Here is an 8,911-nt window from a genome sequence, read left to right as displayed (position 1 = left end):
ATGGATGCCACGCTGCCAGGCCCCAACCCTTCCTTCGGAGAGGCGACGAGGACCTTCGCCAGGATCGGGCTCTTGTCGTTCGGTGGGCCGGCCGGCCAGATCGCGCTGATGCACAGGATCCTCGTCGACGAGAAACGCTGGCTCGACGAGCCGCGTTTCCTGCATGCGCTCAACTATTGCATGCTGCTGCCCGGACCCGAGGCGATGCAGCTTGCGACCTACTGCGGCTGGCTGCTGCACGGCATCAGGGGCGGTCTGGTGGCCGGACTATTGTTCGTGCTGCCCGGTGCCTTGGTCATCACCGCATTGTCGGCGATCTACCTCACCGTCGGCCATGTCGCGCTGGTGCAAGGGCTGCTGTTCGGGCTCAAGGCGGCAGTGCTTGCCGTCGTGCTCGAGGCGTTGATCAAGGTGTCAAGGCGGGCGCTGAAGGGTGGCGCGATGGTCGCACTGGCGATTGTGGCCTTCATTGCCATTGCCTTCCTCAAGCTGCCATTTCCGCTGATCGTCGTCGCGGCGGCGGCAATCGGCGCGGTGCTGCACCTCGCCGGGCTGCAACAGAGCGGCGCCGAGGCGGCTGACGAAGATGACGTTGCCTACGCCATGCCGGAATGGACAAGGCCCAGCGCGCGGCGGCTCTTCTCCACGCTCGCCGTCTGGCTGGGAATCTGGTTCGTGCCGCTGATCATCCTGTGGCAGGCGCTCGGTCCGGCCCACGTCTACACGGCGGAAGCGACCTTCTTCTCCAAGATGGCAGCGGTGACCTTTGGCGGTGCCTATGCCGTGCTTGCCTATGTCGCCCAGCAGGCGGTCGAGGTGCATGGCTGGCTGAAGCCCGACGAGATGCTGACCGGCCTCGGCCTTGCCGAGACGACGCCGGGGCCGTTGATCCTGGTGCTGGTCTTCGTCGGCTTCCTCGGCGGCGCTCGGCTTGCGGCACTGGCGCCCTTGGCCGGTGGCATTGGCGGGGCGTTGGTGACGCTGTGGTTCACCTTCGTGCCGTGTTTCCTGTGGGTCTTCGTCGGCGCGCCCTATGTCGAGACGGTGCGCCATGTGCGCTGGTTGGCGAGCGCGCTGTCGGCGGTGACGGCGGCAGTGGTCGGCATCATCGCCAATCTCGCCGTGTGGTTTGGGCTCCACGTCCTGTTCGGTAACGTCGACGAGGTGGGTTGGGGGCCGTTCGTGCTGCCGGCACCTGAAATCGGCAGCTTCGACGCGGTTGCAGCGGTCATCGCGGTCGCCGCCGGCGTGGCGCTGATCCGCTTCAAGGCCAACATGATCGCCGTACTCGCCGTCGCGGCGCTCGCCGGCATGGCCTGGCGGATGTTCTGAAAAAGTGCTGCCGGGACGAAAAAGCCCCGCCTCGGCATGCCGGGCGGGGCTTTGAAATGTCTGCTTGCGGCAAAGAATCAGTCGAACAGGCTCGACACCGATTCTTCGGTTGCCGTGCGCGAAATCGCTTCGCCGATCAGGTCGCCGATCGAGACGACGCGAATGTTGTGTGCGTCCATGACAGCCTGGGTCGGCTGGATCGAGTCGGTAATAACCAGTTCCTGCAACTGCGAGCCGGCGATGCGGGCAGCGGCACCGCCCGAGAGCACGCCGTGGGTGATGTAGGCGGTGACCGAGGTGGCGCCCTTGGCGAGCAGCGCGTCGGCCGCGTTGCACAGCGTGCCGCCGGAATCGACGATGTCGTCGATCAGCAGGCAATCCTTGCCGTGCACTTCGCCGATGACGTTCATCACTTCGGATTCACCGGGGCGCTCACGGCGTTTGTCGACGATGGCAAGCTGGGCGTCGATGCGCTTGGCCAGCGCACGTGCACGCACCACGCCGCCGACATCAGGCGAAACCACCGTGACGTTGCCCAGTTGCTTGTACTTGGCCTTGACGTCGCGGGCCATCACCGGAACCGAGAACAAATTGTCGGTCGGGATGTCGAAGAAGCCCTGGATCTGGCCGGCATGCAGGTCGAGCGTCAGCACGCGGTTGGCGCCGGCACGCGCAATCATGTTGGCGACGAGCTTGGCCGAGATCGGCGTGCGGCCGGAGGCGCGGCGATCCTGCCGTGCATAGCCGAAATAGGGGATGACGGCCGTGATGCGCCGTGCCGACGAGCGCATGAAGGCATCGATCATGATGAGCAGTTCCATCAGGTGATCGTTGGTCGGGAAGGCGGTCGACTGCAGGATGAAGACATCCTCGCCGCGCACGTTCTCTTGAATTTCGACGAAGATTTCCTGGTCGGCGAAGCGCCTGACGCTGGCCTTGCCCAGGGGAATGTTGAGATAGCGAGCGACAGCTTCTGCTAGCACCCGGTTGGAATTGCCCGCGAAGAGTTTCATACGCCGATCCTGGAAGTGAATATGAGCGGGCTTTTAGCGGCCTTGGCTCGTATTGCAAGCGGAGTCGCCATTGATTCCCAAAAAAGCGACATACCGGAACGGAATGCCGCAGCTTAGCCGGGTTTTGCCGCCAGCCACTGGGCCAACTGATCGATGGTGTTGTCGGCGATGGTCTGCATGGTCGCGGGCGCTACCGTTGGCCATCCTTCACCGCTGCCGGTCGACGGCGCGGTCTGCTGGCCGTTGATGCGGTGCAGCCGGGTGCCGGCGGGGTCGTAGACGTCCCAGACATAGACGACCGTCGTGTCCTTGCCCTCGGTCATTGCCGAGAAATAGCCGCGCATGATGATGCCGGGCGGCGTGGTGTCGGTGCTGCCGGCGAGCGTGATGCCGCGTTCGCGGGCCCTGATGCCGAGGCGCTGGGTCAGCGGCGTCGCCGCTTCGACCGTCGCGCCGACGATCGGGGCGAACTGCACGCGCGCTTTGCCGACGATGGCGGCGGTCTGTGCCGGAGCGGCCGCTGCAGCCGTCGATGCAGGACCCGCTGCTGCGGCGGCGGTTGCCGCGCCCGTCACGGCGGGTGCTGCGACATCGGTGCCTTCAGTCCGGGCAAGTGCCGTCGACTGCTCGGTGGGGGCCACGGCAGACGGTTCAAGGACGTCCTTGGCGCTGTTGCAAGCGGACAGTGCGGCAGAGGCGGACAGGCAGGCTGCCGCAAAAATCCAACGTCTCATTTGCCCGAACTCCCTGGCAAACGCCCCTCAGCGCTCTGCGCAATCATCGTACGATCAAGTCGAGATCATGGCGGGACAGCGGCTTGGGTGCGGATTCAGTGGTCAGATAGGTACGACCCAACGTCATCGCGGTCTCGGTTTCCGAATCCATGATGATCATGTGGGCGAACAAAGTCATGTTGGGGGCAATCGGTTCGGGATTGCCCTGGTAGAACATCGGCATGTCCATCCAGGACGGGGTAAAGCGGGCGCCGACCGAGTAACCGCAAGCATTGAGCCGATGCTTGGTCAGGTCATGTGCTTCCAGCGTGCGAGCATGCGCGTCGAAGACGTCGCCGAAGGTGTTGCCCGGCGTCATCGCCTTTTCAACCGCCAGCAGGGCGGCCAGCGAGGCGTCGTAGAGCTCCTGGTGGCGCCTGGAGGCCTTGCCGGTCAGCACCGTGCGCATCATCGGCGCATGGTAGTGGTTGAACACGCCGGCCCATTCCAGCGTCAGCTGGTCGTTCTTGTTGAGCTTGCGGCGGCCGGACTTGTAGCGGCAGAGCAGGGCATCCGCGCCGGAGCCGATGATGAACTCGTTGGCGGGATAGTCGCCGCCGCCGGTGAAGATCGCGCCCTGCATGGCGGCCAGGATCCTGGCTTCGTCACCGCCCTGCTTGATCAGCGGCAGGGCCGCGTCGAGCGCATCGTCGGCGAGGCTCGCCGCTTTTTCCGCCTTTTCGATTTCAGCCGGGCTCTTGAACAGGCGCAAACGCCCGACGATGCCGGACGCATCGACGATCTGGCCGAAGGTCTGCAACTGCTCGTCGAGGCGGCGGCCGTTGAACGCGGTCAGGCCATGGGTGTCGTATTCGACGCCGACACGCGCTCCGAGCAGGCCGAGATCGTTGAGCAGGTTGCGCAGGTCGAGCGTCGGATTCGCATTGTCGCGGTCGGTCCACAGCACGATGTTTTCAATGATCGAGGTGTGGCGTGCCTGGCGCAGGTCGGCCGAACGGGTCAACAGCGTCATCGAGCCGTCGGCCATCACCACCAGCGACTGGAAGAAGCAGAAGCCGAACGTGTCGTAACCGGTCAGCCAATACATGCTTTCCTGCGCGAACAGGACAACGGCATCGAGCTTCTTTTCGGCCATCTCGATCATCAGCCGGTCGCGCCGGGCGTCGAATTCGGTTCGTTCGAAATGCAGCGCCATGCTGTCAGTCCTCCAATGCAATTGCCGAAATCTGCCGCCCGTAATCAGCTTCCTTGCGGTGCGTGGTGCGCCGGTAGGAATAGAACAGCTCTTCTTCCGCATAGGTGCAGCGGTTCAGAGCTTCCGCCTGAACGCCGGCCTTGCGCAGCCGGTCGACCGTGTAGAGGTTGAGGTCGAACATGTGGTGGCCGGCATTCTCCGACGGTGTGAAGTACCTGGCATTGTCGGCGTCGCCTTCGACGAAGCGGGCGACGAATTCGGGGCCGACCTCGTAATTGGCGGCGCTGATCGACGGGCCGAGCACGGCGAGGATGCGCTCGCGCCTGGCGCCGAGGCCCTCCATCGCGGCAACGGTGTTTTCGAGCACGCCCGTAAAGGCGCCTTTCCAGCCGGCATGGGCAGCACCGATGATGCGCGCTTGCGGGTCGGCAAACAGCACTGGGCCGCAATCGGCCGAAGAGGCACCGAGCGCGATGCCGGGCCTGTCGGTCACCAGCGCGTCGGCCTTGGGGCGGCCGTCGGCAAAGGGGCCGGTGGCGACGACGACGTCGGGCGAATGGACCTGGTAGAGGCTGAGCAGGTGGTCGGCCGGCACACCCATCCAACTGGCGACGCGGCGGCGATTCTCGGCCACGCGCGTCTGGTCGTCGTCGGAGCCGACGCCGATGTTGAGGCCCTGATAGATGCCTTCGGAGACCCCGCCGGTGCGGGTGAAGTAACCGTGGCGGATGCCATTGGCCTCCGCGCTGGCGAGCAAGTTGGACCGGATCGGATCCGGTTTCGAGTCGTTCAGCATTGCCGCCTTGTCATCCTCGTCAGCGATTTCGTCAAGGCCGGGCCAGCCGCCACAGGTCGCCTCGCCATCTCGAGGCCGGACAGTGGGGCAGGCGCAAGCGTGCTGTCAACTGACGGCGGGGAAGGGAATTCTTGTGCCACGCGGAGCAACCGCAAGCACCTTGAACAGTGTTCCCATGGCATCGGGGCCGGCCAGCCGCTCGACCTCGCCGCGGATCTTTTCACGCCCGGCGGCGTCCGCATCGGCACCAAACTTGCCGGCGCGTTCGAGCAGCCCCATGGCGAGCAGGAACGCGCCCTGGGTTGCCAGATGCGCATGAAGCCCATGTGCCCGGGCTGCCAAAGCAAGGGCCGCGAAGTCGACATGCGAGGTGAGGTCAGCCTCGCCGGGATTTGCGAGCACGTCGTCATAGTGGTGCTTGCGCAGCGCCTGCAGCGTGTCGCCGATGCCTGGTTCGACATGGCCGTAGTCGAAGAACAGGCCGGCGCCGCCAAAGGTGGCGAGATGGGTGGCGATCTGCTCCATCGTGCCGGTGCGCGCCGGGGCGAATTCGAAGATCGCACCCTCTGGCGCGGTCGCGGCGGCAACCGGCAGCAGCGCCGTCTCGATCGTTGCCGGGCCGGCAACGAAGCCAAGCTCGCCTGTTTCATTGAGGCCAACGGCGCGCTCGTGCCAAGCGGCACCGATCCTGACGAACTGGCGGGTCGGGATGGCGTCGAACAGTTCGTTGCCGACGATGAACAGTGGCGCAGTGGGCAGCGTCGACACCGTGTCGTGCCAGTCGATCCGGATGCCGCTGCTGGCGAGCGTCTGTTTCTGCACCCCACGCAGCTTCGGGCTCGTCTCAACCAGGGCGATGGAGGCGCCGGCGACGAAAGCGCCGTCGAGTTTTTGCAGAACCCTGAGCACGTCCTTCATCAGCGTCCCGCGCCCAGGGCCGATCTCGGCCAACGTCGCGCCGGTTGGAGACCCTGCCGCCTGCCAGGCGGCGTAAAGCCAGACGGCGACGAGTTCGCCGAACATCTGGCTGACCTCGGGCGCCGTAGTGAAGTCGCCCTCGACACCGAACGGCTCGCGCGTCGTGTAATAACCGTCAGTTGGATCGAACAGGCACAGCGCCATGTAGTCGGCGACGCTGATCGGGCCCGATGCCGCGATCAGGCCTGCGATGCGCGTCCTGAGCGCAGTCATGCCGGCCTGGCGATCTGCGTGACCGGCTTGGCCGACAGCATCGCCCACAGGCCGATCAGCACCATCGGCACCGACAGCACCATGCCCATGGTCAGCCAGCCGCCAAGGAGATAGCCGATCTGCTGGTCGGGCTCACGGAAGAACTCGACGAATATGCGCGACAGGCCATAGCCGCAGACGAAGGCGCCGGCGATGAAACGCGGCGTCTTCAGTTTGAGCCTGGAATGAGTCAGGAAACGCAGCACGAGGAACAGGACCAGGCCTTCGAGCAGGGCCTCGTAGATCTGGCTCGGGTGACGCAGAAAAGGTCCGCCGGTGGGAAACTCGATCGCCCATGGCACGTCGGTCACCCGGCCCCATAGCTCCGAATTGATGAAGTTGGCGAGGCGCACCAGGCCGAGGCCGACCGGCACGCCGGCGGCAACGACGTCGATCAGCGACCAGACGAGGATGCCGTGCTTGCGGGCGAACAGCACCATGGCAAGGGTGACGCCGAGCAGGCCGCCATGAAACGACATGCCGCCCTGCCAGACCGCGAAGATGTCGAGCGGATTGGAGATGTAGCGGGCGAGGTCGTAAAACAGGATGTAGCCGATGCGGCCACCAAGCACGACGCCAGCCGCTGCCCAGACCAGGAAATCGTCGAGGGCCTCGGGCTTCATCGGCAGCACGCCGTTCGGCCACAGACGGGTGTTGGTCACCAGCCGCTTGCCGTACCACCAGGCAACCAGGATGCCGACGATGTAGCCCAGCCCGTACCAGTGAATGGCCAGCGGTCCGAGTTGCACGATGACGGGATCGATGTTCGGAAAGGGCAGGGCAGCCAGCGGCAAGGCAAGGTATTCGCTCAAGTCAGTCTCCAGGGCAGGCAATCGCGGCGGACCATGCGGCAGGCTTTTGGCACGGTCAAGGCAGGCAACCCCGCAGTAACCGAGAAGTCATTGCGAGCAGGCGGGCATCTTTGCCGCAGCATTTGGCACCCTGTCGGGGCCACGATATCCTTGCATTCCGGGGCTTGCGCCACTACGTCGAATGGACAACGCGAGGGTTAGCCATGACGACCGGACCGAACCGCATTCTGGATGAATTCGCCAAGCTGATGACCGATGCCGCGGGTGCCGCCCAGGGCGTCAGGCGCGAGGTCGAAACCGCGTTCCGTTCGCAGGCCGAGCGGGCGATGAATTCGCTCGAACTGGTCCAGCGCGAGGAGTTCGAGGCGGTTCGCGACATGGCGATCAAGGCACGTGCCGAAAACAAGGCGCTGGTTGCCCGCATCGAGGCACTTGAGGCTCAACTCGCCGGCCGCGCCGGTGAAGATGCCGACACGGCCTCACCGGCGGCCTCGCCAAAGCCCCGCACAAAGAAATAATTCGTTAACTTTTCCACAAAGCGCCATCCGAAAAAGTGCTTTGTCGTGAATCGCTTACCGGCGCTTTGTGAATCTGCGCCGCAGCCTGTTTCCACATCCGAATGGGACGTTGCGAAAAATTGGGCTGTTCACGAGAGTCACGATCAATACACTGAATTTACTGCACGATTCGAAACACCGTCGTGCACCGGATGGCGCGGTCCGGCTGGGGGGTATTGAGTCCGGCAGCGCTGGTCGTCCGAGTTCAAGAATAAGTTCGTCGTGTGTGTCCCCCGCGCGGAGCGCGATGACGCGCCCGGAACGACAGGAAGCATTTATGGAACTTCTCGAACTCGAGTTCTCCCGCGAAATCCATCCGGTGGATGTCATCGAGCAGGTGGCTCATAACAACGACTGGGCGTTCGAACGTGCCGGCGACGACGAGATCTCGATTTCAGTCGTCGGCAACTGGACCGAGTACCAGGTGTCGTTTTCCTGGATGGAAGACTTCGAGGCCCTGCATCTGGCATGCGCCTTCGATGTCAAGGTGCCTGAAAGCCGTACGCTTGAGATTCTCAGGCTCTTGTCGCTGATCAACGAGCAGATGCTGTTCGGGCATTTCGACCTTTGGGAAACCGAAGGCGCGATCATGTTCCGCCAGTCGCTGCTGCTCGCCGGTGGCGTCGAGCCGACCAGCCAGCAGGTCGAAGTGCTGCTGTCCTCGGCGCTTGAAGCCTGCGAATGCTATTTCCAGGCTTTCCAGTTCGTCGTCTGGTCGGGCACCTCGGCCAAGGACGCACTGGCCAGCGTGCTGTTCGAGACGCACGGCAACGCCTGAGACTGTCGGATGAGTTCGCACAAGGCGCCGAAAGCTGAGATCAGCTTTGCCGATTTCGACAAGGTTGACATACGCACCGGCACGATCGTCGAGGTCGAGCCGTTCCCGGAAGCGCGCAAGCCGGCGTTCAAGCTGAAGATCGATTTTGGCACCGATATCGGCGTCAAGAAATCGTCGGCGCAGATCACCAAATATTATACGCCCGAGACGCTGCTGGGTCGGCAGGTGTTCGCCGTCGTCAACTTCCCGCCGCGCCAGATCGGCCCGTTCATGTCGGAAGTGCTCACCCTTGGCTTCCCCGACGAGGACGGCGACGTCGTGCTCGGCGCCATAGAGCGCAAGGTGCCGGACGGCGGCCGCCTGTTCTAGGATTCAGGTGAGGCCGGCCTGCAAATGGCGGCTCCCTGCGTTTCCGGTACTCACGTACCCAAATGTAGGGTCCGTTCCGGTTCTCGGAACCCACC

Annotated in this window: 10 protein-coding genes; 4 read left to right on the top strand and 6 right to left on the bottom strand. The window is 64.1% G+C overall.

Annotation, left to right across the window (positions count from 1 at the left end):
- Nucleotides 1-1,332, top strand: coding sequence for a chromate efflux transporter (gene chrA / locus HNQ95_RS01730; protein ID WP_182573319.1), 1,332 nt, complete (start codon nucleotides 1-3; stop codon nucleotides 1,330-1,332).
- Between the two features lie 77 nt (nucleotides 1,333-1,409).
- On the opposite strand, the gene HNQ95_RS01725 is transcribed toward chrA, so the two are convergent.
- The 6 genes from HNQ95_RS01725 to lgt form a co-directional block, all read right to left on the bottom strand.
- Nucleotides 1,410-2,345 (bottom strand): ribose-phosphate pyrophosphokinase, encoded by a 936-nt coding sequence (locus tag HNQ95_RS01725; RefSeq protein ID WP_067959419.1) that lies wholly within the window; start codon nucleotides 2,343-2,345, stop codon nucleotides 1,410-1,412.
- Nucleotides 2,346-2,458: 113 nt separating this feature from the next.
- Nucleotides 2,459-3,079: a hypothetical protein gene (locus HNQ95_RS01720; protein WP_067959422.1), complete on the bottom strand. Its 621-nt coding sequence runs from the start codon at nucleotides 3,077-3,079 to the stop codon at nucleotides 2,459-2,461.
- 43 nt (nucleotides 3,080-3,122) lie between these two features.
- Nucleotides 3,123-4,274 carry a M24 family metallopeptidase gene (locus tag HNQ95_RS01715; protein WP_067959425.1) on the bottom strand — a complete coding sequence of 384 codons (1,152 nt, stop codon included), beginning with the start codon at nucleotides 4,272-4,274 and terminating at the stop codon, nucleotides 3,123-3,125.
- Nucleotides 4,275-4,278: 4 nt separating this feature from the next.
- The gene (gene pgeF / locus HNQ95_RS01710; protein WP_067959427.1) at nucleotides 4,279-5,070 is read right to left on the bottom strand and encodes a peptidoglycan editing factor PgeF; all 792 of its coding nucleotides are present in this window, start codon (nucleotides 5,068-5,070) and stop codon (nucleotides 4,279-4,281) included.
- A gap of 105 nt (nucleotides 5,071-5,175) precedes the next feature.
- Complete coding sequence (locus HNQ95_RS01705) at nucleotides 5,176-6,261, bottom strand: class I SAM-dependent methyltransferase (RefSeq protein ID WP_067966259.1); 1,086 nt, start codon at nucleotides 6,259-6,261, stop codon at nucleotides 5,176-5,178.
- Nucleotides 6,258-7,112: a prolipoprotein diacylglyceryl transferase gene (gene lgt / locus HNQ95_RS01700; RefSeq protein WP_067959430.1), complete on the bottom strand. Its 855-nt coding sequence runs from the start codon at nucleotides 7,110-7,112 to the stop codon at nucleotides 6,258-6,260. The genes HNQ95_RS01705 and lgt overlap by 4 nt, the downstream gene beginning before the upstream one ends.
- 203 nt (nucleotides 7,113-7,315) lie before the next feature.
- Between lgt and HNQ95_RS01695 the strand changes: the two genes are divergently transcribed.
- The 3 genes from HNQ95_RS01695 to HNQ95_RS01685 all read left to right on the top strand — a co-directional run bounded on the left by HNQ95_RS01695 (nucleotide 7,316) and on the right by HNQ95_RS01685 (nucleotide 8,816).
- Entirely contained in the window at nucleotides 7,316-7,630 is a 315-nt protein-coding gene (locus tag HNQ95_RS01695) for an accessory factor UbiK family protein (protein WP_067959433.1), read from the top strand.
- Nucleotides 7,631-7,946: 316 nt separating this feature from the next.
- A complete protein-coding gene (locus HNQ95_RS01690) occupies nucleotides 7,947-8,447 on the top strand; it encodes a type III secretion system chaperone family protein (RefSeq protein WP_067959436.1) in 501 nt (166 codons plus the stop codon).
- 9 nt (nucleotides 8,448-8,456) lie between these two features.
- Nucleotides 8,457-8,816, top strand: coding sequence for a tRNA-binding protein (locus tag HNQ95_RS01685; protein ID WP_067959441.1), 360 nt, complete (start codon nucleotides 8,457-8,459; stop codon nucleotides 8,814-8,816).
- The last annotated feature ends 95 nt before the right edge of the window (nucleotides 8,817-8,911 follow it).

The sequence above is a fragment of the Aminobacter ciceronei genome (genome assembly GCF_014138625.1).
Taxonomy (GTDB): Bacteria; Pseudomonadota; Alphaproteobacteria; order Rhizobiales; family Rhizobiaceae; genus Aminobacter; species Aminobacter ciceronei.
Note: the sequence above shows the minus strand (reverse complement) of the source record. Positions and strands in the feature narration are given on the sequence as shown.